This window comes from Embleya sp. L77 (assembly GCF_055557415.1).
This window is the reverse complement of record NZ_CM145709.1, coordinates 5,477,151-5,501,033: the sequence shown is the minus strand read 5'-3', so window position 1 is coordinate 5,501,033 and position 23,883 is coordinate 5,477,151. Positions and strand designations below refer to the sequence as shown.

The following is a 23,883-nucleotide window of genomic DNA, read 5'->3' as shown; positions in this document are numbered from 1 at the left end:
CCTTCACTCACCCGCCACGTAGACCTGCCGGTATCCGCTCCACACCGCCGGTCCCAAGTCCTGTGGCACATGCGGGGGGAGCGGCCACATCGGGCCGCTCACCTCGCACAGGACCACATGCAGTCCCTCGCCCGCGTCGAACCAGCGCAGGCCCACCGCCCCGGGTGAGCGCAGCAGTTCGGCGACCGCCTCCTCGTGCAGCCAGCGTCCCATCGCCGCGCCCGAGCCGTGCGCGGTCAGGTGCAGCAGCTTGTCGCCCGCCGGGAAGAGCCGACTCGCCGACACGTTGGGCCAGCGGCGGATCTCCCGGCAGTCCAGCCGCGAGGAGGTGACCGCGCCCATCAGTTCGGGCGGCAGCCGCGTGCCGGCGGTGTCGTGCAGCTCGCCGGCGGCGGCGAGCACCCCGACGTGCTTGAGGTCGTACACGGTCAGGTAGCGCGCCGCCGGCGGCCCGGCCTCGGCCTCACCGTTGCCGAACGCCCCGCACAGCACGAAGCGGCGGGCCCGCCGGAAACCGGGCATCCGCAACAGGTCGTCGTGGTGCCGGTCACACCACGGGGAAAAGGTGCCGTCGAGCGCCTCGGGCAGATCCGACCGCAGGTGCAGCAGACCCGCGCCGGTGGGAAAACCGTCCAGGTCCAGACGCGGTATCGCGGGTTGGTCGGACATTGTTTGCGCCTCCCCCGGGTCCCTCACGCTTGGCTGTCCCTGGCGCAGGCGGGCACTGACGGAGGGTCGTAGCCTTGTTACCCACCGGTCGGGGAAAGCATGTCCTCTTTGCCGAACATCCGGGCCGCCTCACGGGCGCTCGGCGTGCCCGCGTCGGGATCGGCGCCCGCGCCCACGAGCGCCGCGACCACTTCGCGCTCGCTCTTGAACACGGCGCCCGCCAGCGGGGTCTGCCCGCGGTCGTTGGCCCGGTCCGGGTCCGCGCCGCGGGTGAGCAACGCGCGGACCGCGTCGGCGTGTCCGTGGTAGGCGGCGAGCATCAGCAGGGTGTCGCCCCGGTCGTTGGCCAGGTTCACCGGCAGGCCCGCGTCCACGTAGCGGCCGAGGGTCTCGGCGTCACCGGTGCGCGCGGCCTCGAACAGTCGCCCGGCCAGCTCCTGGATCGCCTGCTCGTCCGGTTCGGACCGGTGTTCCGGCTGCTGCTCCGGCTGCTGCTCGCTCATGGTCGACCTCCGAGAACACGACGACGTACGGGTGTGGCGGTCGAGCCGACACCGGGCCCGACCGGATCCGAACCTATCGGGTGGCGCGCCGCGGCAACGGCGCCGCCGACCGAGGCGCGCGTGTGAGAATCGGTGCGATCGTGGCCCCCGGATCCCAAGGAGACGGCTCGTGCGCCATCCGCACCACCTCGACCTCGACGCCTACTTCGCCCGCACCGGCTGGTCGGGCGAGCGGGCTCCCACCTGGGCGACACTGCGTTCGCTGCACTTGGCGCACGTGGTCGGCATCCCGTTCGAGAACGTCGAGGTCCTCCTGGGCGGGGTGCCCTCGCTGGAGCCGGCCGACCTGGAGGACAAGCTGGTCCGTCAGGGCCGGGGCGGTTACTGCTTCGAACACAACCTGCTCTTCGCCCGCGTGCTGGAGGAGTTGGGCTTCGGCGTCACCCGGCTGGCCGCCCGGGTGCGGATGGGCTCGGACGAGATCCGCCCGATGACCCACATGCTGCTCTCGGTCGAGGTGCCCGGCGAGGCGCACCCCTATATCGCCGACGTCGGCTTCGGCAGCGGCGGTCTGTTGGAGCCGCTGCCGCTGCTGCCGGGCGTGGCCAGTCCGCAGGGGGCCTGGCGCTACCGGCTGGTGCGCGAGCAGGACCTGTGGCTGCTGCAGACCGTGTACGGCGAGGACGGCTGGTTCACCGTGTACGCGTTCACCCTGGAGCGCCGGGAGTTGGTCGACTTCGAACTGGCCAACTGGTACATCGCGACGCACCCGCGCTCGCCGTTCCGCAATACGCTGCGGGTCCAGTGCAGCGGTCTCCATCGGCGTGCGTACATCGACGGCCGGCGGCTGACCGTGGTGCACAGCGACGGGTCCCGGGAGGAACGCGAGTTGGCGAACGATCACGAGGTGCTGCGGCTCCTGGTCCGCGACTTCGGGTTGCTGCTGCCCTGGGACACCGCCTTCCCCGCGCCGTCGGCGCCGTCCGAGCCATCCGCGCGCGGCGAAGGGCCCCGACGCCCCGAATCCGCCGCGCGAACCGAGGAGAGCTGAGCCATGTCCTTCGACAAGCAGGTGCAGGTCACCGCCGAGCTGTACGACTACATCCTGGACCACTCGCTCGCGCCGGACGAGGTCCAGCGCGGGGTGATCGAACGCACCCGGGAGATGGGCCGGTTCGCCGGCTTGCAGGTACCGGCCGAGCAGGGCGCGCTGTTGACCCTGCTGGCGGGCGTGATCCGGCCGAAGGTCGCGGTCGAGGTCGGCACGTTCACCGGCTATTCGGCACTGTGCATCGCCAAGGGCCTGGCCGAGGGCGGCCGGCTGCTGTGTTGCGACGTGTCCGAGGAGTGGACCGCGATCGCCCGCGAGGCGTGGCGCGAGGCGGGCGTGGACGACCGGATCGACCTGCGGATCGCCCCGGCCCTGGAGACGCTGGACGCGCTGCCCTCGCACCCGCACATCGACCTGGCGTTCCTGGACGCGAACAAGGACGGCTACATCTCCTACTGGGAGGCGCTGGTCCCCCGGATGCGCCCGAACGGACTGCTGATCGTCGACAACGTGCTCTACGGCGGCCTGGTCCTCAAGCCGAGCGGCGACCCGACGCCGGAGGCGGTGGCCGCGTTCAACGCACACGTCAAGGCCGACCCGAGGGTCGAGCCGGTGATGCTTCCGGTCGCGGACGGGATCACCCTGGCCCGGGTGAAGGACCTGAACGAGCTGTGATCCGAGGGCCGGACGGGCCGTCGCCGGCCCGTCCGGTCCCTTCGACCCGTCCGGCGTCTGCGGCCCGTCCGGTGCGCGTGTGCCGTGCGCACACCGCCGGTTCAGCCGCGATCGGCCAGGATCCGGCGCAACCGCTTCGCCTCGCCGACCGCCCGTGAACTCCCCTTCCGGTCGGCCAGCGCGTCCAGCCCCGGGATCGACCCGGCCCGCCCGCCGCCGCTCGCGGCGGTCTCCGCGGCCACCGCCAGGGCGTCCGCGAGGCCGGTCTGCTTCGTACCGGCGAGCAGATCGGGCAGGAAGCCGCTCAGCACGCCCCACACCGCCCGCCCCGCGCCCGCCCGGGCCGCCTCCTGCAACGAGGTGACGACCCGGGTGGTCTTCAGGCCCCGGGTACGCACCGCCTCGCCGATGTCGCGGCCCAGCGCCGCGGTGTCCCACACCTCGCCCCGCGCCGCCAGGGTCACCATCGCGTCCACCGCGGCGGCGCGATCCTCGGCCGTCTGCGCGCCGAGCGCGTAGGCCAGCGCGAGCGACATGCCCGGTCCGAGCGGGCCGTGCGACTCGGCCAGGGCGGGCAGGATCTCCGCGCCTCGGCAGATCCCGTCGATCCCGTGCTGGGTACGGATCGCCACGTGCGCGGCGAGCGCGTCCCGGTCCCGGGGCAACACCAGCGGCCAGCAGTGCAGGTCCGGCTCGATGTTCTCGGACCGTCCGCCGCCGCGCGCGGCGGCCCCCGGGTCGGCCAGGTCGTACAGGATCAGCGCGCTCTCGGGCAGCAGCTCACGATCGCCGGGGGCAACCGAGGCCAGCGGGCCGTCGAAGTACACCCAGCCCCGGTCGCCGTAGGAGAACTCGCGGTGGATCCGGTCGCAGCGCCGCCGCCCGACGACCGCGGCCGGCGGTCCGCCGGCGGCCAGTACCGCGGCCACCCGCAGACCGGCGGGCGAGCCGAGCAGGCCGGCCCGGGCGACCACGGCGGGATCGACGTCGGCGGGCAGCCGCAGCAGCGCCTGGTCGACGTCCCGACGCCACGGGGTGTATCCGGAGGCTTCCCACTGTTCCAGGCCCGCCACGAGGGCCTGGGGGTCCACGAAACCGGTCGCGTCGGCGATTTCGGCCAGGTGCGGGCCGCTGCGTGGCAGACGCAGCCGGGTGCCCACCTCGTACAGGCGCGCGAGCAGGAAGCGTTGGGTGGGTTCGAGTCGCTCGACGTCGACCTTGGCGCCGGGGATCAGTTGGTGGTCGGAGGACTCGGTGCCCTTGCCGAACAGGCTGCGGAACCAGCCCGATCGGGAGCCACCGTAGCCGGTGGCCGCGGCCACCATCGCCCCGATCGCGCCCTGCACCTGGTGGATGAACCACTGCTGCTCGATGATGTGTGCGTGCCGTTCGGTGAGCGGCAGCAGCGCGGTGTGCAACGCCTCGCGGTCGCGGGCGTGTTCCCGCAGCATCGCGGAGACGATCCGCTCCACCGCGAGCGGATCGGTGGCCCGGCCACGCGTGCTCACCCACGGGTTCGGGGTGCCGGCGAACAACACCGCGAGTTCCTCGACCAGTTCGTCGAGCGAGCCGATCGGCGGTGGCAGCTCGCGCACCGGCGGCGGCGCGAGCGGCGGTGCCGAATCCGGCTCGGCGGCCACGCTCTCGCCGATCAGGGCCGCCGCCTCCTGGCGCAATGCCTCGGCCAGCAGCGGCAGTTGTTCGCGCACCTCGTCGAACACCAGGGCGGCCTGGTCCGGGGCCAACCTGCCGACCTGCTTGGCGATCAGGGTGAGTGCGCGCTCCTGGAGGTCGACCGCGGCCGATCCGAACGCGGTGCAGGCACAGGCGAGCAGGGTGCCCGCGTGCTCCGGGTGACGCTTGATCGCCTGGCCGAGCCAGGTGAGTTGGTTGCGGACCAGCTTCTTCTCGCTGCGGAACAGCACCGACCGGCTCGCCTCGGCGAGGCGTTCCGGGTCCAGCCGGCCTGCGGCGTCCAGCCGGCGCAGCACCTCCTGGGCGGTCCCGGCCACCGGTGACGGTGCGTCCGGGAGCAGCCGCAGGTAGGAGTCCACGCGGGCGGCGAGTTCGTCGTCGGTGGGCGCCATCGCATCGTGCACGCGGACGAACGCGCGCAGCGCATTCGGGCGTTCGCCGCGCAGCAGGCGGGAGAGACAGCCGTCCAGGACGGCGTCCCGCTCGATCACCTTCGCGTCGGCGAGTTCGGCCAGCGCGGCGCCCCAGCCGGGCTGCCCGGCCTGCTTCCAGGACTCGTGGTTCTCCAGGTGTGCACCGACGCCGGGAGCCTCGAACAGCGCGGGCAGCAGGTCGGTGAAGTAGGGGTCCTCGCGCAGGCGTTCGGTGAGGGTGCGCCCGACGCTCTCCTGTCCCACCTTCGCCACCCAGCGGACCACGAAGCCGGTCGTGGTCGGCGTGGGCAGACCGCTGCCGCGCACCAGGGCGTCCACCACGTCCCAGTGGTTGCCCCACGTGTCCACGGGCATCTTCGCGGCGAGCCGCTGCACGATGTCCGGTATCCAGGCCGGGTTGCGTTCGGCGAGCAGCGTGTGCACGGCCCGTTCGGCGCCGGGGTCGGTGGTGGTCCAGCTCATGTCCTCGCGGGAGAGCCACTGGGCGATCCCGGCAGGTCCGCCCAGGCAGGCGACGCCGACGTAGCGCAGCGGGCGCATGCCGTGCGAGGTCTCCCGGAACGAGCGGACCGCCTCCTTGTAGTCCGGCAGCAGCTTGCGGCGCTCGGCCTCGGTGCGTCCGGCGAACAGGGCGACGATCGGCGCCGGGTCCTCGCCCGCCCGATCCTGTTCGAGCAGTGCCACGCGCACCTGTGCCCACGTGAGCGGTGGCCGGGCCGGCGGTTCGGTCCCGGCGGGAGCTTGGCTCCCGGTCGTCCTCGGTTCGGTCCCGGTCGTCGGTTCGGTCCCGGTCATCGGTTCGCCTCCTGCGCTGCGGGGGCCGTCGCGGCCGGGTCGACGGCGGCCCGCCCGCGCACGATCTGCGTGGCGAGCAGATGCTTGCAGGGCCCGCGTCCGCCGCGGTACTCGGCCCACCACTGGCACGTGCAACTGCCCGCCCCGGCCAGTCGCAGGCCGTAGGTGTGGTCGCCGCTGCGCACGCTCGCGCTCTCACCGGTCCCGGTCAGTGTCACGGCGCCGGCGGCCACCAGGGCGTGGGCGTCCCGCAGGCGCGGGTTCATCCGCTCCACGCTGCCGGTGTCATAGGGGAGCTCGCGGTGGTAGTAGGCCGCCTCGGCGACGTCGTAGCCGATCCGGCCGCCGGTGCCCAGCCGGACCAGTGCGGCCCGCACCCGGTCGGCGGCGAGCCCGGAGCGGGCGGCCAACTCGCCCACCTCGACCCGGGGTTCCCAGGCCAGCAGCGCCGAGATCAGGTCGGCGTCCGCGGCGCCGGAGTCGGCGGCCAGGCCGGTGAGCACCGCGCCCTCGCCGGAGAAGCCCCGCGCCGGGTCCGGCGAGAGGGTCAGGGTCAGCCGCATGCCCGGCAGTTCGATCTCCCAGGCGGAGGACACCGCGGTGCTGCGGGCGTGCACGGCGGGTCCGTACACGCGCAGCGCGAGGGCGTGGCGCAGCAGCCGGGTCAGCGCCTGGAGCCGGTCCGGGCCGGGCAGGCACACCGCGCCGGGCAGCGGGCGGGCGGTCAGCCGCAGCGAGCGCCCGGCCGGGACCGCCCACAGCGGCTGCCTGGCGCCGCGTGGCAGCGCACGCAGGAAGCGCACCGCCTCACCCGCCGCAAGCTCGGCGCGCAGGTCGAACCCGGCCGAGATCACCTGGACTTCGGCGAATCCGCGCAACCAGCGCTCGGGCAGCGGGACCTTCTTCTCCACGATCGGTCCGTCGAACGTGGTGACGGTGACGTCGTCGGGCCCGACCGCCAGGTGCAGCGGATCGGCGCCGCCGACCTTCGCCAGCGCCTCGCGCAGCGGCGCGTTGACGTCCACATTGGTGGTGCCGGTGCCGAACATCTCGCCGTCGATGCCGGCGGGCAGGACGTCCAGCCGGGCGTGCACGCCGCAACAGGCGGAGAAGGACTCGAAACGCAGGCGGTCGCCGTTGCCGGTGACCACCGGGTCGAGCAGGCCCGGCCGCATCGGCTGGTGGTAGCGGGCCGCCGCGACGTCGGCGACCGCGAGCAGCCCGCCCGCGGCTGCCTCCGGGGCGGTAAGGAAGCCGTCGAAGAAGCGCGGGAAGGGGTTCAGGCCGTGCGAACTCAGGCCGCCGCAGGTCTGCAGGCCGAGCGAGCGTTCGCCGTCGGTGGCGGCCAGGGTGGACGACCGCAGGTAAGTGAAGGAGTGCACCGGGGAGGACATGCGGAAAACGTAGACACCCCGTCCGACAGCGGAGTCGGCCCGGGACGGCGCCTGTTCGGCCGATCGCCCGCCCGGACCGGGACGCGTGCGGAGGGCCTGCGCCACCGACTTCGGGGCGCCGGGCGTCCGTCCGGCCGGTGGCGGGTTCCGGCGCTCCCCGGGTCGCCCGCGCGGCGGCGGATGCGACACGAGTCACGAGGTGCGCGCGTAGCGTGCCCATCGGCTCGTTCGTTCGTCGGAAACATCCGGATTACCCGATGGTAGAGGGGGATTCGGCGTGCCGCGGCATCGATTAGGTGGTATCACCTGTGCGAGCATGGGCGGCTGGGGCCCGGGGCCCGAACATGAGCAGCGAAACTGCGGCACGTGGACGACTCGGGTGGGTGGTGGCACATCGTCAAGAGAGTGCTGTTGTAACCATGATCCGAGGACGCGTGGCAACGCGCCGGCATACTATGCGCTGGTCCATTCAGCCGGAGGTAGCAGATGCCCGCAACGCAGCCGGGGAGCGGCTCGACGGTTCGCCGTATTCTCCTCGGTTCCCAGCTTCGCCGTCTGCACGAAGCGAAGGGGATTTCGCGGGAGGAGGCCGGATACGAGATCCGCGCCTCCGAATCGAAGATCAGTCGAATGGAACTGGGGCGCGTCAGCTTCAAGGAGCGCGACGTGGCTGATCTCCTCACGATGTACGGCGTCGGCGACGAGACCGAGCGGGCGGCGCTCCTGGGCCTCGCGGCGGAGGCGAACGCCCAGGGCTGGTGGCACAACTACAACGACATCCTGCCGAGTTGGTTCCAGGTCTACGTGGGCCTGGAGGAGGCCGCCTCGGTGATCCGCACCTACGAGGTGCAGTTCGTGCCCGGCCTGCTCCAGACGCCGGAGTACGCGCGGGCCGTGGTGATCGCCGGTCAGCCCTCCGCGTCGGCGGCCGAGGTCGACCGCCGGGTGGGCCTGCGGATGCAGCGGCAGTCGATCCTGTACCGCGACAAGCCGCCCAGGTTGTGGGTCGTGCTGGACGAGGCGGCGCTGCGGCGGCCGATCGGCGGTCGGGACGTGATGCGCGATCAGGTCCGGCACCTGATCGAGATGGCCGCCCTGCCGAACGTCACGATCCAGATCATGCCGTTCCGGTTCGGCGCGCACGCGGCCGAGGGCGGCCCGTTCCTGCTGTTGCGCTTCCCGGAGAGCGACCTGCCGGACGTGGTCTACCTGGAGCAGCTCACGAGCGCGCTCTATCTGGACAAGCGCGACGAGGTCGACGCGTACACCGAGGTCATGGACCGGTTGAGCGTGGACGGCATGCCGCCGGACAAGAGTGTGGATCTGCTTCAGCGGATCCTGAAGGAGAACTGACCCGGGTCGCGTGTGGACCCACCCGGGCGGAGCGTCCCGGGCGGGCTTTCACGCGAGCAGGTTGTCGAAGTCCCCGTCCTTGACCCCGAGGATGAGCGCCTCGATCTCGGCGCGCGTATAGATCAACGCCGGCCCGTCGGGGTGGCGCGAATTGCGCACCGCGACGTCGCCGTCCGGCAACGCCGCCATTTCGACGCAATTGCCTTGCGAGTTGCTACGGCGACTCTTCTGCCAGGTGACCCCGTCGAGCGCGGTCGCCGATACCCCGTTGTGCGTTGCCTGCATGACGCTTCTCCTGGACCTCTCGCCGAGCGACCCGACGGCGGTCGCCCGCCCCCCGGTTGCGGCACGTGTCGTTCCTTCGTCCCGGTCCGTCGCAATTTCTTCCAGAACCGGTCCGACTTACGCATGCACGTGCATCTGACCATGCATATGCAGCGTACAACGGTGATGATAGCGCAGCCCGACTTCACTCACACGGGAGGGCTCATGCATTCCTCAAGGTTTCAAAGGAAGCGTAAAAGCTGCTTAAGCGGTGGGGGACGAAACGGGCGTAAGAATGCAGAAAACCCGTCGACGGATCGACGGGTAAACGCTTCGTGGCCCTAACTCGAATACCGCTGCACCGGATACCGCTGGATTCGGTCCGCACCGGATTCGGTTGCCGCTACCGAATGTGAATTAGAACTCTCCGCAAAGCTGCAACGCGAACACCGCGACGCCATGCGGTCCATGCATTGCGGAACGTGTTTGTCAGGCCGGTATCTCGAACATCGCCCAGACGACCTTCCCGGTGCGTCGGCCCATCCCGTCGAGCGGGAACCAGCCCCACGAGTCGCTGAAGCAGCCGACCAGATACAGGCCACGACCGGATTCCTCGTCCTCGCCGCCGGCCTGGGTCTCCGGGAGGCTCTCGCCGGGATCCTGAACCGCACACATCACTCGCTCACCCTTGCGCAGGAGCGCGAGTTGGATGTTGTGCGCGACATCGCCCGCATCATCGCGGCCGGCGCCGAGGCCGTGACACAGCGCGTTGGTGACCAGCTCGGACACGACCAGTGCGAGGTCGTCCTCCAGGCACGCCGCGCCCCAGCCGGCGAGCACCGACTGGGTGAAGTCCCGAGCGGCCTTGACCGACTCGCGGCGGGCGGCGAGGGCTTGTATCGCGATATCGGATGTTGGGCCCATATCCCCGGCCAGAGGCTCCATCCACTGAAACGTCGACGTCCGGAACCCTGCGGGACTCGCGACGGTCATCCGTGCCTCCGAGCGGGTACTGGTCCCCGGCCTGTTGGGAACGCCGCCAGAGGACTCGCCTCACAGAGCGTCCATGCACATGCGCGTGCACATGCACACACTTCATTATGAGGATGCCGACCCCAACTGCAAGACCGGATGCACGTGCATCGACGATTTCTGCGTCTGCACCGCGCCGATGCACGTGCATTTCGATCGACCAAGAGACGCTTTCCGCCCGGTTCCCGGACATATCAGGGAACCGGGCTTTTCCTTCTTTTGGCCATACCTCGGGAATAATCCGGACAAGCTACGCACGCGGTGGCCGGTCGACTCCCGACCGTGCCCGATCGAGCACTCAGGCCGAGGCGCCCGACGGCTCCCTGGGGGCCTCCCGAGCCGGGTCGGGCGTGTCGTTGCCGCGACCTGTGAATTGGATCACCAGGGCGGCACCGGCGAGCAGGAAGACCGCCAGACCGGGACCGAACAGCAGCCACGGCATGACCGAGACCTCGGTGTCCTCGTCCGGAATGCTGTCCGCGTCCTTGAAGGTGTCGATGTTCGCGCCGATGTTCTCCACCAGGGCGTTGAACTTGGCCAGGATGCGGTCCGTCTCGACCAGGCCCTTGCCGACCTTGGGGTACTGCGTGGACAGTTCGGCGGTGAACTGCGGAAGGGGCTTGCGCAGCAGCGCGGCCATCGACGGAAGCGACTTGGTCTTCATCCCGGCCGCCATCTTGCCCAGCGTGTCCAGGTCGTTGTGCGCCTGCTGGTATCCGGCGTCGGTGAAGGTGGGCCGGAACGCGGTGAACATCTTCTCGGACGCCTTGGTCTTGCCGATCACCCCGGTGGCGAAGACGCCGATCACCATGCCCAGACCGACCACCGCCGCCAGCGACAGGCACACCGTGCTCAGCACGAGCCGGTTGCCGATCAGGGAGAACAGCAGGCCGCCCGCGCCGACCACGAGCAACACGATGCCCGGCACCAGATAGAGATAGGTGACCGCGGTGTTGGGTGCGTCCGCCGTCGGGATGTCGTCGGCCTGGCGGAAGTTGCCGGCCTGCGCGTCCATGGTGCCCGCGAGCTTGTTGAACCGGGGCATGATCGTGGGCAGTTCCTTGAGCCCCTTGCCCACCTCGGGTGCGGTCACGCCCATCAGGTTGATCAGCGCCGGCGTCTCGATCCCGGCCTGCTTCGCCAGGCCCGGCAGCGTCTCCGCCTGGAGCTGCGCGAGCATCTGGTTCATCGTGTCCAGATCGGTCCGGCTCTGCGCGATCGCGGCCGGGGTGAAGGCTGGGCGGAAGTCGTTGGTCAGATCGTCGACAGCCTGCGTCTTCTTCGGCAGGCCGGCGGCCAGCGGGAAGATGATCAGGGCCGCACCCAGCAGGGCGATCAGCACCAGCGCCACGTGGCGGTATGCACGCACAGCGGGTTCTCCCTTCGCTTTCCGTTATTCCTCGGATCGTATGGGTGATCGGCTCGATCGCCCCGGACCCGCACGGCGGAAAGCACCTGTTCTCGTTGTTTGTCACTCGGGCAGCCGATCCTCGCAAAGAGCAACCCGCCAGTCAGCTACTGGCAAGTAATGTCATGGGATCGAGATCTCCGGCACATCGCCCGCCCGGCCGGGCGATGCCATGGATCACGCCACCGCCAGGGGCTACGTTTGCGCCGGCCGGCTCGTGCGAGCGGCGAGGTGTGAACGGAGGTCGCCGGTGGATCTTGAACCGACGGAAGATCAAAAGGCGGTACGAGCCGCCTTTTCGGAGTTCTTCGCGGACCGATGCCCCATTTCCGTGGTCCGCGCGGCCGAGCCGCTGGGATTCGCGGCGGACCTGTGGCGGCGGCTCGCCGCGATGGGCGCGCCCGGCATGGCGCTGCCCGAACGGGCCGGCGGTGGTGGAGCCGGCCACTCGGATCTGACCCCGCTGCTGCACGAGGCCGGCCGGGTCCTGGCACCCGTGCCGCTGAGCGGGCACCTGGCCGCGTCCCCGCTGCTGATCGACACACCGTGGTGCGCGGAGGCGGCCGAGGGCACGGTGATCGCGGCGCCCGCGCTGCGGCCGACCGTGGACGGACTGGCCCGCCTGGTGCCCGGCGGCGCGGTCGCGCACGTCGTGGTGGCCCTGGACGAGGACGAACTGGTCGCCGTGCGCGGCGAACCGCCGACGACCGCACCGGTCAACCACGCGTGCGCGCCGCTCGCCGACCGCTACGTGCGCGACGACCGCGGTGGTCGGGTGGTGCTGGCCCGCGGGGACGAGGCGGCACGGCGTTTCGCGATCCTGCGCCGCGAGTGGCAGTTGTATACGGCGGCCACACTGGCCGGACTGGCCGAGCGGGCGTTGGAGCTGGCGGTGGCGTACACGCTGGAGCGCGAGCAGTTCGGCAAGCCGATCGGCGCGTTCCAGGCGATCCAGCAGGGGCTGGCCGACCTGGTCGGGCCGGTGGACGGGATCCGACTGCTGGCCGCGCGGGCCGCGTGGTGCGCCGACGAGGGCGATCCCGCGGAGGCCGGCCGGCTCGCGGTGATGGCGTTCCTGGCCGCGAGCGAGGTGGCCCGCACCACGACGTATCGCGCGGTGCACTTCCACGGCGGATACGGGGTGACCCTGGAATACGACATCCAGCTCTACTTCCGCCGTGCGCGGGGTTGGCCGCTGGTCCTGGGTGACCCGGACGAGGAGTACCAGCGGTTGGCCGACGACCTCTTCGGACCCGTGGGGAGCATCTGATGGACTTTCGACCGAAGGAATCGGTGGAGGAGTTCCGGCGCTGGATCCGGGCGTTCGTCGCGGAGCACCTGACCGAGGACATGGTCGAGCGGGCCCGGCGCACCGGCACGTTCCACGACTGGGAGTTCCATCGCGCGCTCGCCGCGACCGGGGTGATCGCCGAGGGCATGGCCGGCCCCGGGCGCAGCACCGGCCGCGATCCGTTGGAGTTGTACGTCCTGTTCGACGAACTCGGGCTGGCCGACGCACCGTTCTTCGGGCTGGCCAACACGATGCTGGTGGCGGGCATCGTCGAACAGATCGGCAGCGCGTTCCATCTGGCCGAGGTGTTGCCCCGGTTCCACCGCGGCGAGGCGATCGCGGCACTCGGCTACAGCGAGCCGGGATCGGGCTCGGACGTGGCCGCGGCGGCCACCCGCGCGGAGCGCGTCCTGGGCCATCCCGAGGACGAGCCGGTGTGGCTGGTGAACGGGCAGAAGATGTTCACCACGCTCGTGCACGAGGCCGGTTACGTGATCCTGTTGACCCGCACCGACCCGGACGTGGCCAAGCATCGCGGACTGACCATGTTCCTGGTGCCGATGGACCTGCCGGGCATCTCCTTCCAGCCGGTCGAGACGATGGGCGGAGACCGTACCAACATCACCTACTTCACCGACGTCCGGGTGCCCGACCGCTGGCGGCTGGGCGAGATCGACGGCGGGTGGGGCGTGATGAAGGTGGCGCTGGCGTACGAGCGCGGCGTGTTCGGCAACATGAACCAGGGTGTGTCGCTGCTGCGGCGGTTCACCCGGTGGGCGGCCGAGACCGGGGCGATGGACGACACCTCGGTGCGCAAGCGGCTGGCCCGAATCGCGATCGACAACGAGATCACCGGGCTGCTGGCCCTGCGACCGGCGCTGATCGCGAGCGCGGGCGGGCTGCCGACGACCGAGGGCTCGATCGCGAAGTTGTTCGCGAGCGAGGCGTACAACCGCGCCGCCGAGGCATGCCTGGACATGGCCGGGCCCGAAGGACTGCTCGGCGAGCCCGGCGACGCGTGGTTCGTCGACCATGCCGCCCGGGACGCTCCGGTGACCACGATCTACGGCGGCACCAGCGAGATCCAGCGCAACAACATCGCCGAGCACCGATTGGGGCTGCCGCGGGCTCGCTAGGGCCTGTCCGGCGGATCCTGGTGGGGTCGCGGCCGGAAAACGTTCTCCGGTTCCCGGTGCCCGGCACCGGGGGCGTGTCCTCGGTCCCGCGCCGGACACCGCGGCGCGGGATCGAGGACTCGCCCGGGGCCGGGGCCGGCGGATCTCGGGTGTCGGGGGGCGTGTCCCGGCGGTGCGATGCCCGGCGTCCACCGATATGACGGACTCGGATGGCGGGCGGCCGAACGGGTGGCCGGATCGCGGGCCGCTTCATGGCAGACTTCGGCACCGTTCACACCGGTGAGCGAAACGGAGTTTCTGCCATGCGGCCGCTGCACGACGAGGACCCTTCGAGCGTTGGCGCCTACCGACTGGTGAGCCGGCTCGGCGAAGGGACCACGGCTCGGACCTATCTGGGGGCCGCGCCCGACGACACACCCGTCGTCGTGCGGGTGATCCGGGCCGACCTCGGGCGTGATCCCGCCTTCCGGGCCCGTTTCGGCGAAGAGGTGGACGCCGCCCGGCGGTTGCCCGGCCTGGGCACGGCGGTGATCCTGGACGCCGACGTCACCGGGCGCCAGCTCTGGTACGCCACCACGCACATCCCGGGCCCGACTCTGGCGGAGACGGTGCGCCGGCACGGCCCGCTGCCCGGCCATTCGCTGCGCGTGCTCGCCGGCGAACTCGCCGCCGCCCTGGGTCGGTTGCACGCCCTCGGGCTGCACCACGGCGGCCTGGACCCGAGTTCGGTGCTGCTCGGCCCGGACGGGCCCTGGTTGCCCGGGCTGGGGATCGCACACGGGTCGGCCGGCTCGTCGGTGACCGCCGACGGCGTGGTGATCGGCACCGTGCTCGACTCCCCCGGTTTCCGTTCGCCGGAGCAGGTCCGGGATCTGACGGTGGGTCCGCCGAGCGACGTGTTCTCGCTCGGGTCCGTGCTCGCGTTCGCCGCGACCGGCGCGGGCCCGTTCGACCGAGGCGGCGCGGCCGGCTCGGTAGCCGATCGGGTCGCCGAGGGTGACCCCGAACTCGGCGACGTACCCGCGTCGTTGCGCACCCTGATCGCCGCGTGCCTGGTCAAGGACCCCGCCCTCCGGCCCGCGCCGGAGGAGATGGTGCGGGTCGCGGCCGGCACCCCCGGGCCGACCTGGCTGCCCGCGGCAGCCGCCGCGTGGGTGGCCGAACGGGTGGCCAACCCGTGGGAGCCGCCCGAGCCGATGCCCGGCAGCGAGCCGTACGCGCCGGGCACGGTACCGGCCCCGCCACCCGGCAGCGCGCCCACGCCCGCGGCCGGCGCCGAACCCGCCCCGACACCGACTCCGGCGCCGATCCCGACCGAGGCCGCGACCCCGGCGGAGCCGCCGGCCGCGCCCGAGGGCACCGCGCCGTCCGCCCGGCCGGATGCCCCCTCCCACGCCCACCGGTCCGGCCCCCGGGGCAAGCCCCGCCGCGGCTTCCTGGCGGTCGCGGCCGGCGCCGCGGTGCTCGGCGGCGCGGTGGCGGCCTGGGCGCTGAGCCGAGGCGGCGACTCGCCCAAGGCCGCGCCGAAGCCGCCCGTGCCGCCGCCGACGCCGGTCGCCTCGGCCGGCCCGAGCACGCCCTCCTCGGTGCAGGAACTGACCGTGTGGACCACCGAGAACCTGGTGCCCACCGCGCTGCTCGGCGACTTGGGCCTGGAGTTCGGGAAGCGCGGCGCGGGGATCCGGCTGGGCAGCCGGCTCCAGTCCAGGGCCGGCTACACCCAGGCCCTGGAACAGGCGTTGCGCGCCGGGCGCGGGCCGGACGTGTTCGAGTTGGACCTGTCGGCCGTGGCCCGGTTCAAGGCGGCCGACCTGATCATGGACCTGACGCCGCATCAGAGCCGCTTCGACACCAACACCTGGTTCCCCGCCGTGCGCGCCTCGGTCACCTCCGCCGGCCGGATCATGGCGCTGCCGCTGGCCGCCAACGTGCCGGTGGTGCTGTACGACCGGGGGCTGTTCCAGGCCGCTCAGGTGGGCGTGCCCACCGACCGGGTGACCTGGGTCGCGGACCTGGAGAAGTTGCGCCTGGCCAACGCGAGCAACCCCGACTACCGCGCGCTGTACGTACCCGGCGGCGCGTGGCCGATCCTGGCCTCGTGCGTGTGGGAGGACGACGGCACGATCGCCGTCCAGGAGGGCGACGCGTGGCGCGGCACGCTCGACCTGCCCGGCTCGGTCGAGGGGGCCAGGTTCTTCCGTCACCTGCAGTCCTACGCGCCGGACGCGATCGGCGTGGGCAACGACGACCCGTCGATCGTCACCCGGGTGGCCAAGGGCAACGTCGCGTCCGCGATCGCCGACTCGGCGCTGTACGACGCGGTGGTGACGGCCAATCCGGCGCTGCGCGCGGTGCTGGGCGCGTTCCCGATCCCGGGCCGGACGGGCGGCAAACCGGCCGCCGTCGGAGTGCGCGGCACGGTGCTCGCGGTGTCCGCCGGCAGCCTGTTCAAGGAGGCCGCGATGGACCTGCTCGCGCTGATCGCCACCGAGCGCTGGCGCTCACGGATCGCGACCGACGGCCGGCTGGTCCCGGTGCGCACCGGCCTGGACCGGGCGGTGCCGCCGGACAATCCGATGATCCCGGCCTCGATCGCCGCGCTGCCGGTGGGCGGGCGGGCGTTTCCGGTCGCCCCCGGCTGGTCCGAGCGCCCGCTGACCGAGCTTTCCAAGCAGACCTTGGCCGGCGCCGATCCGCTGGCCGCGGCGGCCGCGGCGAACACGATCGTGGCCCGCGAGTTCGGTGTGTCGCCGGCTTGACGGATCTCCCGACCGAGGCGGGTGGGCAGTACACCCAGGGTTTGGGCAAGTTCCACATCCCGCCGATCGAAGGAGCCGCACAGTGCCGTCGTGGAACGACGACCCGCGGGCGTCGGCAGAGCAGGTGACATCGGAGGACGGCGCATCGGCCTACCCACCCCCTCGGCCCACCCATGCGCCGATGGCCGTGCCGCCACCCCCGCAGCCCGTGGACGGATCGCCTGCGCAGCACCCGGCCGGGCGGCGACAGCAAGACCCGGGCGGTGTGCCGCCGCAGCAACGCCCGGGCGATATGCCGCAGCCGCACCATCAGGGCGGGCCCCCGCAGCAGCAGTACCCGGGCGGTGCACCGGGCCCTGTCCCGGCGGTGCGCCGCAGCGGTATCCGGCCGGCCCGCCGCAGTACCCGAACGTGCCGCCCCCGCCGGGCTGCGGACCCGCCCCGCCGCCGCCCGGCGGCGGTTCGTCCCGGGGCAAGATGATCGTGGCCGGTTCGGTCGCGGCGGTCGTCGCGGCCGGTGGCGGTGTCGCCGCGTGGTTGCTCACGCGCGGCGACGACAAGGCCGCCGCGCCCACCCCCGCGCCGAAGCCGACCACATCGGCGCCGCCGCCCCCGTCCCCGCCCACCCCGGAGCCGCCCTCCGGCGAGAGCGCCCGACTGGATCTTCCCGGAACTGTTGCGCTCCTCCCCCGAGACGGCGCGCGATCCGGGCGCGTTCCCGATGCCCGGCCGCAGTGCGGACAAGCCCGGCGTGGTCGGCGTGTGGGGCGGGGCGGTGGCGGTGTCGGCGAAGGGGCTCGCCCCGGACGGGGCCGAGCGCAGCGCGGACGCCGTGATCGGTGCCACCTTCGACAAGGACACCCGGCTCTGATCCCGGCCGGGTAACCCGCCGCCCCGTGTCACCCACACGGCGCAAGAAATCCTCAAGCGTAAGCCCGCCGCGGTGCACCGCGGCGGGCTTCCCGCATTACCCACCCTCCGCGATCGCACCGCCGCCTACCGTCGGGTCACTTCCCCTTCGGGTGACCGGCGGTTTCCGGATTCGGCAGTACATGTCCCGCCGTCGAGTCGCTCTCCGAGCACACGAGGATGCGGTCCGTCATGTCCGGAAGTCCCGATCCCTCCCGGGCCGATCTGCTTCGCGGCAGCCTCACCGCCGTCGCTCCCGCCGCGCACGATCTGGTCTCGCACTTCTACGCCCTGCTCTTCCTGCGCCGGCCCGACCTGCGCGATCTGTTCCCGCCGGCCATGGATCTCCAGCGCGACCGACTGCTCGCCGCGCTGCTGCGGCTGGGCACGGGCGGCGACGAACCGCACGAGTTGCGCCGCTTCCTGCGCCAGTTGGGCCGGGACCACCGCAAGTACGGCGTACTCGACGAGCACTACGACGCGGTCGGCTCCGCGCTGATCGGCGCACTGGCCCGCTACCTGGGCGCCCGCTGGACACCCGAACTCCAGGCCGCCTGGCTGGAGGTGTACACGTGGGCGGCGGCGGTGATGATCGAGGCCGCCGCGGACGACGCCGAGGAGGCCCCGCCCTGGTGGGACGCGGTGATCACCGGCCACGAGCCGCGCGGGCGGGACATCGCGGTGATCACCGTGCAGCCGGATCACCCGCTGCCCTATCACCCCGGCCAGCACGTCACGGTGGAGACCCCGTGGTGGCCGAGGGTGTGGCGGCACTACTCGATCGCCAACGCCCCGCGTGTGGACGGCCGGCTCGAACTGCACGTGCGCGCGGTGCCCGCGGGTTGGGTGAGCAACGCGCTGGTGCACCGTGCCCGGGTCGGCGACCACATCCGGCTCGGGCCCGCACGCGGTGGCCTGGTGCTGCGCGGCGAGACGCTGCGCCGCACGTTGTGCGTCGCCTCCGGGACCGGTCTGGCGCCGATCAAGGCGCTGGTCCAGCACATGGCGCAGCGGCAGTTGGCCAACCGGGCGCACGTGTTCATCGGCGCGAAGTACGGGGTGGACCTGTACGACCTGAACGCGCTGTCCGCGATGGCGGAGGTGTACCCGTGGCTGAACGTGATCCCGGCCGTCACCCACGACCACTCGTTCGCCGGTGATCGGGGCGCACTGCCCGACGTACTGGCCCGGTACGGCCACTGGCACGACCACGACGTGTTCGTCAGCGGGTCGGCGGCGATGGTTCGGGCCACCGCACACCGGCTGACCGGCGAGTTGGGCGTCGCCCCGCAGCGGCTGCACACCGAGAGTCTGGACGAGATCGCCCAGGGTCCGCGGCTGCTCCAGGGCTGCTGAGCTGCGGACATCCGACCGTGGGGGCGTAACGTACGGGGCACCAGGGTCGCGTCCGAGCGACCGGTTCGAACAGCAGCAGGAGCGCCCGCATGGTCAGCAAGCCGCCCGTGGACGACGTCGGCGACGAGGGCCTCGTGGTCGGCCCGCCCAAGGAGTACGCGGCCGGACTGCCGGCCGTCGCCTGGTCGCTGCGCCACGCCGGCCGCCAGATGGGGGTCAAGCGCAGCCTGCTGACCCTGGTTCAGGTCAACCAGAAGCAGGGCTTCGACTGCCCCGGGTGCGCGTGGCCGGAGCCGGACCATCGCAGCATCGCCGAGTTCTGCGAGAACGGCGCGAAGGCGGTCGCCGAGGAGGCCACCGTGCGCCGGGTGGGCGCGGACTTCTTCGCCGCGCACCCGGTCGCCGAATTGGCCGAAAAGTCGGACTACTGGCTGGGCCAGCAGGGCCGGCTGACCGAGCCGATGTACCTCGCCGAGGGCGCCACGCACTACGCGCCGATCTCGTGGGAGGACGCGTTCGGGGTGGTCGCCGAGGAGTTGACGGCGCTGGACTCGCCGGATCGGGCGGCGTTCTACACGTCCGGCCGCACCGGCAACGAGGCCGCGTTCGTGTACCAGTTGTTCGTGCGCGCGTTCGGCACGAACAACCTGCCGGACTGCTCCAACATGTGTCACGAGTCGAGTGGCTCGGCGCTGACCCAGACGCTCGGGGTCGGCAAGGGCAGCGTGTCGCTGGAGGACCTGTATCAGGCCGACCTGATCTTCGTGGTGGGCCAGAACCCGGGCACCAACCACCCGCGGATGTTGTCCGCGCTGGAGAAGGCCAAGCAGGCGGGCGCCTCGATCGTGGCGGTCAACCCGTTGCCCGAGGCCGGCCTGCTGCGGTTCAAGAATCCGCAGAAGGTCTCCGGCATGCTCGGCTCGGGCACCACGTTGACCGACGAGTTCGCGCAGATCCGGCTGAACGGCGACCTGGCGCTGTTCCGGGCGCTGAACCGGCTGCTGCTCGAAGCCGAGGACGCCGCGCCGGGCACCGTGCTCGATCGGGCGTTCATCGACGAATACGCGCACGGCTTCGAGGAGTTCGCGGCGGACGTGCGGACCACGCCGTGGGCCGACGTACTGGAGGCGACCGGGCTCCCCCGCGAGCAGATCGAGCGCATCCATCGGCGGGTGCTCGACTCGCGGCGAATCGTGGTGTGTTGGGCGATGGGCCTGACCCAGCACAAGAACTCGGTGCCGACCATCCGCGAGGTGGTCAACTTCCTGCTCCTGCGCGGCAACGTCGGGCGGCCGGGCGCCGGGGTGTGCCCGGTGCGCGGGCACAGCAACGTGCAGGGCGACCGGACGATGGGCATCTACGAGAAGCCCTCGGCGGCGTTCCTGGACGCGCTGGAGAAGGAGTTCGGCTTCGCCCCGCCGCGCGAGCACGGGCACGACGTGGTGGACGCGATCCGGGCGATGCGCGACGGCCGGGTCGAGGTGTTCGTCGCGCTGGGCGGCAACTTCGTCTCGGCGACCCCGGACACCGCCGCGACCGAGGCCGCGTTGCGGGCCACCCGACTGACCGTGCAGGTGTCCACCAAGCTCAATCGTTCGCATGCGGTCACCGGCCGGCGGGCGCTGATCCTGCCCACGCTCGGTCGCACCGAGCGGGACCAGTTCGTCACCGTCGAGGACTCGATGAGCGCGGTGCACATGTCGCGCGGCAAGCTGCCGCCGGCCTCGCCGCACCTGCGCTCCGAGGTGGCGATCGTCTGCGGGCTCGCCGAGCGGGTGCTGGGTGATCGCGGGCGGGGCGATCGGGTGTCGGTGCCCTGGCGCGACTTCGCGCGCGACTACGACCTGATCCGGGATCGCATCGAGCGGGTGATCCCGGGCTTCACCGACTTCAATCGGCGGGTGCGCGAGCCCGGCGGCTTCGTCCTGCCGCACGGGCCGCGCGACGCGCGGACGTTCCCGACCACGACCGGCAAGGCGAACTTCTCCCGCAACGATCTCGTGGTGCTGCGGGTGCCCGAGGGGCGGCTGATCCTGCAGACGGTTCGCTCGCACGACCAGTACAACACCACGATCTACGGCCTGGACGACCGTTATCGCGGGATCAAGCAGGGCCGCCGGGTGGTCTTCGTGAACCCGGCCGACCTGGCCGCACTCGGCATCGCGGACGGCTCGCTGGTCGACCTGGTGGGCGAGTGGAGCGACGGCACCGAGCGCCGGGCGCCGTCGTTCAAGGTGGTGTCCTACGACACCGCGGTGGGCTGCTGTGCGGCCTACTTCCCGGAGACCAACGTGCTGGTGCCGCTGGACAGCACGGCGGACGAAAGCAACACGCCGACCTCGAAGTCGATCGTGATCCGGCTGGAGCACTCGCGCTGACGCGGCGGCTGGGGTTGTCCTCAAGCGCCGGACGGGCTGAATTCCTGCTCGGCCGGAGCTTGAGGGCTGCGGACTCGGGTGTCCTCAAACGCCGGACCGGCCGGATTCCCGCTCGATCGGGGCCTGAAGGCTGCGGACTCGGGTGTCCTCAAACGCCGGACCGGCCGGATTCCCGCTCGATCGGGGCCTGAAGGCTGCGGACTGCGGGTGTCCTCAAGCGCCGGACGGGCCGGATTGGGGTGTCCGGCGCTTGAGGTCGTGCCACGAAGCCCGTTCTCGGTGGCTCGCTAGCCCTGGAAGCGGGCTGCGAGGACGGCGGCCAGGCGGCGGGAGGCGAAGCCGGTGCCGTGTACGAAGCGGACCACCGGGCCGAAGGTCGCCGCGGCCGGCGGGCCGGTGACGTACAGGCCCGGCACGGTCGTCTCGAAGGCCGCGTCCAGCGCGGGCAGTCCGCCGACCGTGGCGATCCGCCGCCGCACGTGCGGTGCGAGGAAGCCGAGCGCGGCCAGGTCGACCCGGTAGCCGGTCGCCGCCAGCACATGGTCCGTGTGCACCTCGCGCTGGTACCCGGTCCGGTCCCGGAGCAACATCCGGGCCCGTCCGTCCGGCTCGCGGCGGGCCCCGGTGATCGTCTGCGCGTCCCGCACCGGGACCCGCCCGTCCAGCCGATCCCGCAACCACCACGCGGCCGAGGGGCCGAGGATGCGCCGGGCCAGATCGACCCGCACACACGCGGGCAACAGCCGGAAGGCGGCCGGTCCGCGCGCGGCGGCGGCGACCGACCACCCGGCGCCCAGCGGCGAGTCCGGGGTGAGCCGCCGGGCCCGGCCCGGCTCGGGCGGCGCGGCGAAGCGCACCCGCTCGGCCCGGCCGAACACGCGCACCCGCGCGGCGCCGCCCTCGTGCAGCAACGCCGCGCTCTCCAGCGCGGATTGACCCGAGCCGATCACCACGATGTCCCGGTCCGCGCCGAGTTCGGCCAGGTCCGGGTGCTCGGCGGAGTGCGAGACCAGGTCGGCGCCCAGGCGTTCCAGCACGGGCGGCACGTAGCGGTGCGCGGCCAGTCCGGTGGCCAGCACGACCGCGTCGACCTCGACCTCGGTGCCGTCCTCGCGGCCGAGCGCGAAGCCGTGTCCGGCCGGTTCGACGCCGGTGATCCGCACCCGTTCCACACCCGGCACCAACCGGTCGGCGTACCAGCGGCCGTAGGCCGCGAACGTCTCCCGGGGCACCGGCTGATCACCCGTCAGCGGCCGTTCGTCCCGGGCGCGTTGGTAGCAGGCCAGGTCGAATCCCGGCCTCGGTGCGGCGATCGAGGATGCGTCCGGTCGGGATTTGAGCAGCATGCCGACCGGCATATGGCGTCGCCAGCTCTCCATGGGCTCGCCGAACACCCGTGTGGTCACCCCGAGTTGGCGCAGGTGGGCGGCAAGCGAGAGACCGTAGGGGCCGGCTCCGACGATGGCGACGGTCATGGTGTGCGTCCTTCGGGTATTCGGCACGAATTGTTGGCTTATCCGGTGAAAGGTCGGTTCGTGCTGCTAGAAAGGTCCGGACGGGGAGGCAACGACATGGGTGGGCGAGGGGTCGAGCTGGATCGTTCGGTGCCGGCGCTGCTGTTCAAGGTCGGCCGCTATCCGCTGCATCAGGGCTCGGTCGGCGCGGTGCGCTCGCTCGGCCGGGCGGGCATCGCGGTGCACGCGGTGGTCGAGGACGCGTACACCCCGACCGCGCTCTCCCGGCACCTGAGGAGGCGACACGTCTGGCCCACCACCGGTCTGGAGGCCCCGGCGGCCCTGCTGGATCGGTTGTTGCGGATCGGTCGTCGCCTGCCCGCCCGCGCGGTGCTGGTGCCCACCGACGACGAGGCGGCGCTGCTGGCCGCCGGCGCGCAGGACCGGTTGGCCGAGTGCTTCCTGCTGCCGAAGGTCGATCCGGACCTGCCCGCGGGACTGGCCGGCAAGCGCGGTCTCTACCAGCGCTGCCTGGCCCACGGGGTGCCCGCGCCGGACACCCGGTTCCCGGCGGACCTGGACCGACTCGTGTACCACGCGCGGGAGTTGGGGTACCCGGTCGTGGTCAAGAACCTCGCGCCGTGGGATCGACTGCGCGCCCCGGTGGTGGCCGGCACCACGCTCGTGCCCGACGAGCGCGCCCTGCTCGCCCTGGTCGGCGCCCCCCGCGCGGTGTTGTTGCAGGCGTACGTGCCGCGGGCGGTGGCACAGGACTGGATCGTGCATCTGTACGCCGCGCCCGACGGCCGATGCGCGCCGGTGTTCACCGGGCTCAAGCTCCGATCCTGGCCGCCGCACGCCGGAGTGACCACGTACGCACGCGCGTTGGCCAATCCGGGGCTGGCGCGCCGCTCGGCCCGGTTGTGTCGGGCGATCGGTTATCGCGGGCCGGCCGATCTGGACTGGCGGCTGGATCTGCGCGACGGCCGGTACAAGCTGGTCGACTTCAACCCGCGGGTGGGCGCCCAGTTCCGCATGTTCGAGACCGAGCGCGGGCTGGACGTGGTGCGCGCGCTGCATCTGGATCTGACCGGTCGGGCGATCCCGGCGGGCGCCCAGCGCGAGGGCCGGCGCTACGTCGCCGAGCACCTGGACGTCGCGGCGCTGCTCGCCTACCGGGGCCGGACGGGCGTGGCGCGGCCACCCGGATACCCGCCGGTCCGGGGCGGCCTGGAGAGCGCGTGGCTGGCCTGGGACGACCCGCTGCCCGCCGCGGCGGCCGCGGTTCGGGCGCTCGCGACGGCCGTGCGTCGGTACGGGCGCTGAG

General features: G+C 72.2%; 18 protein-coding genes. 10 read left to right on the top strand and 8 right to left on the bottom strand.

Annotated elements, in window-relative coordinates:
* Positions 1–3: 3 nt before the first annotated feature.
* Together ACZOOI_RS23565 and ACZOOI_RS23560 are read right to left on the bottom strand one after the other, a co-directional pair.
* Positions 4–669: a hypothetical protein gene (locus ACZOOI_RS23565; protein WP_391587046.1), complete on the bottom strand. Its 666-nt coding sequence runs from the start codon at positions 667–669 to the stop codon at positions 4–6.
* Positions 670–746: 77 nt separating this feature from the next.
* Positions 747–1,172 (bottom strand): ankyrin repeat domain-containing protein, encoded by a 426-nt coding sequence (locus ACZOOI_RS23560; RefSeq protein ID WP_465277680.1) that lies wholly within the window; start codon positions 1,170–1,172, stop codon positions 747–749.
* Between the two features lie 169 nt (positions 1,173–1,341).
* Here ACZOOI_RS23560 and ACZOOI_RS23555 point away from each other — a divergent pair, with 169 nt between their 5' ends.
* Complete coding sequence (locus ACZOOI_RS23555) at positions 1,342–2,223, top strand: arylamine N-acetyltransferase family protein (protein WP_465277679.1); 882 nt, start codon at positions 1,342–1,344, stop codon at positions 2,221–2,223.
* Between the two features lie 3 nt (positions 2,224–2,226).
* Positions 2,227–2,898: an O-methyltransferase gene (locus tag ACZOOI_RS23550; protein WP_465277678.1), complete on the top strand. Its 672-nt coding sequence runs from the start codon at positions 2,227–2,229 to the stop codon at positions 2,896–2,898.
* Positions 2,899–2,999: 101 nt separating this feature from the next.
* Here ACZOOI_RS23550 and ACZOOI_RS23545 read toward each other — a convergent pair whose 3' ends face one another.
* Positions 3,000–5,711 (bottom strand): hypothetical protein, encoded by a 2,712-nt coding sequence (locus tag ACZOOI_RS23545; protein ID WP_465277677.1) that lies wholly within the window; start codon positions 5,709–5,711, stop codon positions 3,000–3,002.
* A gap of 107 nt (positions 5,712–5,818) precedes the next feature.
* Positions 5,819–7,216, bottom strand: coding sequence for an SWIM zinc finger family protein (locus ACZOOI_RS23540; RefSeq protein ID WP_465277676.1), 1,398 nt, complete (start codon positions 7,214–7,216; stop codon positions 5,819–5,821).
* Positions 7,217–7,702: 486 nt separating this feature from the next.
* Here ACZOOI_RS23540 and ACZOOI_RS23535 point away from each other — a divergent pair, with 486 nt between their 5' ends.
* Entirely contained in the window at positions 7,703–8,569 is an 867-nt protein-coding gene (locus tag ACZOOI_RS23535) for a helix-turn-helix domain-containing protein (protein WP_465277675.1), read from the top strand.
* 48 nt (positions 8,570–8,617) lie between these two features.
* Here the strand turns inward: ACZOOI_RS23535 and ACZOOI_RS23530 are convergent, their stop codons facing one another.
* The 3 genes from ACZOOI_RS23530 to ACZOOI_RS23520 all read right to left on the bottom strand — a co-directional run bounded on the left by ACZOOI_RS23530 (position 8,618) and on the right by ACZOOI_RS23520 (position 11,234).
* The gene (locus ACZOOI_RS23530) at positions 8,618–8,854 is read right to left on the bottom strand and encodes a DUF397 domain-containing protein (protein WP_020554482.1); all 237 of its coding nucleotides are present in this window, start codon (positions 8,852–8,854) and stop codon (positions 8,618–8,620) included.
* A gap of 468 nt (positions 8,855–9,322) precedes the next feature.
* Positions 9,323–9,757 carry an ATP-binding protein gene (locus ACZOOI_RS23525; RefSeq protein WP_391587040.1) on the bottom strand — a complete coding sequence of 145 codons (435 nt, stop codon included), beginning with the start codon at positions 9,755–9,757 and terminating at the stop codon, positions 9,323–9,325.
* 406 nt (positions 9,758–10,163) lie between these two features.
* Entirely contained in the window at positions 10,164–11,234 is a 1,071-nt protein-coding gene (locus tag ACZOOI_RS23520; RefSeq protein ID WP_465277674.1) for a hypothetical protein, read from the bottom strand.
* Between the two features lie 289 nt (positions 11,235–11,523).
* Between ACZOOI_RS23520 and ACZOOI_RS23515 the strand changes: the two genes are divergently transcribed.
* From ACZOOI_RS23515 to ACZOOI_RS23490, 6 genes are all read left to right on the top strand, one after another.
* Positions 11,524–12,543 (top strand): acyl-CoA dehydrogenase family protein, encoded by a 1,020-nt coding sequence (locus ACZOOI_RS23515; protein WP_465277673.1) that lies wholly within the window; start codon positions 11,524–11,526, stop codon positions 12,541–12,543.
* Entirely contained in the window at positions 12,543–13,700 is a 1,158-nt protein-coding gene (locus ACZOOI_RS23510; RefSeq protein ID WP_391587037.1) for an acyl-CoA dehydrogenase family protein, read from the top strand. The genes ACZOOI_RS23515 and ACZOOI_RS23510 overlap by 1 nt, the downstream gene beginning before the upstream one ends.
* 302 nt (positions 13,701–14,002) lie before the next feature.
* Positions 14,003–16,459, top strand: a complete 2,457-nt coding sequence (locus ACZOOI_RS23505; RefSeq protein ID WP_465277672.1) for a serine/threonine-protein kinase — start codon at positions 14,003–14,005, stop codon at positions 16,457–16,459.
* A gap of 676 nt (positions 16,460–17,135) precedes the next feature.
* A complete protein-coding gene (locus ACZOOI_RS23500; RefSeq protein ID WP_465277671.1) occupies positions 17,136–17,330 on the top strand; it encodes a hypothetical protein in 195 nt (64 codons plus the stop codon).
* Between the two features lie 230 nt (positions 17,331–17,560).
* Complete coding sequence (locus tag ACZOOI_RS23495) at positions 17,561–18,724, top strand: globin domain-containing protein (RefSeq protein WP_465277670.1); 1,164 nt, start codon at positions 17,561–17,563, stop codon at positions 18,722–18,724.
* 89 nt (positions 18,725–18,813) lie between these two features.
* The gene (locus tag ACZOOI_RS23490; RefSeq protein ID WP_465277669.1) at positions 18,814–21,102 is read left to right on the top strand and encodes an FdhF/YdeP family oxidoreductase; all 2,289 of its coding nucleotides are present in this window, start codon (positions 18,814–18,816) and stop codon (positions 21,100–21,102) included.
* 287 nt (positions 21,103–21,389) lie between these two features.
* Here the strand turns inward: ACZOOI_RS23490 and ACZOOI_RS23485 are convergent, their stop codons facing one another.
* A complete protein-coding gene (locus tag ACZOOI_RS23485) occupies positions 21,390–22,577 on the bottom strand; it encodes an FAD-dependent oxidoreductase (RefSeq protein WP_465277668.1) in 1,188 nt (395 codons plus the stop codon).
* Positions 22,578–22,673: 96 nt separating this feature from the next.
* Between ACZOOI_RS23485 and ACZOOI_RS23480 the strand changes: the two genes are divergently transcribed.
* Positions 22,674–23,882, top strand: a complete 1,209-nt coding sequence (locus ACZOOI_RS23480; RefSeq protein ID WP_465277667.1) for a carboxylate--amine ligase — start codon at positions 22,674–22,676, stop codon at positions 23,880–23,882.
* Position 23,883 lies beyond the last annotated feature (1 nt).

What these genes read in the sequence shown, in the direction of transcription:
- ACZOOI_RS23480 (WP_465277667.1), top strand. Translation starts at nt 22,674, where the DNA reads ATGGGTGGGCGAGGGGTCGAGCTGGATCGTTCGGTGCCGGCGCTGCTG.
- ACZOOI_RS23530 (WP_020554482.1), bottom strand. Translation starts at nt 8,854, where the DNA reads ATGCAGGCAACGCACAACGGGGTATCGGCGACCGCGCTCGACGGGGTC.
- ACZOOI_RS23565 (WP_391587046.1), bottom strand. Translation starts at nt 669, where the DNA reads ATGTCCGACCAACCCGCGATACCGCGTCTGGACCTGGACGGTTTTCCC.
- ACZOOI_RS23485 (WP_465277668.1), bottom strand. Translation starts at nt 22,577, where the DNA reads ATGACCGTCGCCATCGTCGGAGCCGGCCCCTACGGTCTCTCGCTTGCC.
- ACZOOI_RS23510 (WP_391587037.1), top strand. Translation starts at nt 12,543, where the DNA reads ATGGACTTTCGACCGAAGGAATCGGTGGAGGAGTTCCGGCGCTGGATC.
- ACZOOI_RS23535 (WP_465277675.1), top strand. Translation starts at nt 7,703, where the DNA reads ATGCCCGCAACGCAGCCGGGGAGCGGCTCGACGGTTCGCCGTATTCTC.
- ACZOOI_RS23560 (WP_465277680.1), bottom strand. Translation starts at nt 1,172, where the DNA reads ATGAGCGAGCAGCAGCCGGAGCAGCAGCCGGAACACCGGTCCGAACCG.
- ACZOOI_RS23505 (WP_465277672.1), top strand. Translation starts at nt 14,003, where the DNA reads ATGCGGCCGCTGCACGACGAGGACCCTTCGAGCGTTGGCGCCTACCGA.
- ACZOOI_RS23495 (WP_465277670.1), top strand. Translation starts at nt 17,561, where the DNA reads ATGTCCGGAAGTCCCGATCCCTCCCGGGCCGATCTGCTTCGCGGCAGC.
- ACZOOI_RS23490 (WP_465277669.1), top strand. Translation starts at nt 18,814, where the DNA reads ATGGTCAGCAAGCCGCCCGTGGACGACGTCGGCGACGAGGGCCTCGTG.
- ACZOOI_RS23525 (WP_391587040.1), bottom strand. Translation starts at nt 9,757, where the DNA reads ATGGGCCCAACATCCGATATCGCGATACAAGCCCTCGCCGCCCGCCGC.
- ACZOOI_RS23550 (WP_465277678.1), top strand. Translation starts at nt 2,227, where the DNA reads ATGTCCTTCGACAAGCAGGTGCAGGTCACCGCCGAGCTGTACGACTAC.
- ACZOOI_RS23540 (WP_465277676.1), bottom strand. Translation starts at nt 7,216, where the DNA reads ATGTCCTCCCCGGTGCACTCCTTCACTTACCTGCGGTCGTCCACCCTG.